The organism is Paraburkholderia sp. SIMBA_027, assembly GCF_046535315.1.
Taxonomy (GTDB): domain Bacteria; phylum Pseudomonadota; class Gammaproteobacteria; order Burkholderiales; family Burkholderiaceae; genus Paraburkholderia; species Paraburkholderia tropica.
This window is the reverse complement of the sequence record NZ_JAWRWY010000135.1, coordinates 1-410: the sequence shown is the minus strand read 5'-3', so window position 1 is coordinate 410 and position 410 is coordinate 1. Positions and strand designations below refer to the sequence as shown.

Annotated in this window: 1 protein-coding gene; it reads right to left on the bottom strand. The window is 53.7% G+C overall.

Annotated elements, in window-relative coordinates:
* Positions 1–104: 104 nt before the first annotated feature.
* Positions 105–350 (bottom strand): glutaredoxin-like protein NrdH, encoded by a 246-nt coding sequence (gene nrdH, locus SB764_RS38470; RefSeq protein WP_001223227.1) that lies wholly within the window; start codon positions 348–350, stop codon positions 105–107.
* Between the last annotated feature and the right edge of the window lie 60 nt (positions 351–410).

Here is a 410-nt window from a genome sequence, read left to right as displayed (position 1 = left end):
AATCCGTTCCCGCTCATTGAGCGGGATGCGCACCGCGGGCAGACCTAAACGTTCGATAAAACGCTGCGTGTTTTCGGAGCTGCTGGAGAAGTAGACGAGCTGGCTCATGCACTGGCCGCGTGTGGCGCTGGATGCAGACGGTTAATCATGTCCGGACGGAAACCAGACCAGCTAAGATCGCCAGCAATCACTACCGGCAACTGACGAAAGCCCTGAGCACGCAACGCTTCTGCCGCTTCAGGAACGCGATCGACATTAATCATTTCAAAATCAAAGCCCCGGTTTTCCATCGCCCGTTTGGTGGCGTGGCACTGAACGCAATCGTTACGAGTGTAAATAGTAATGCGCATGATTCGTATGTCCGTTTAAAATGAAGATACGGCGCGATGATACGCGTCGGGTTGTCTCTC

Coding starts and splice junctions, on each gene's coding strand:
- nrdH (WP_001223227.1), bottom strand. CDS start 350: ATGCGCATTACTATTTACACTCGTAACGATTGCGTTCAGTGCCACGCC.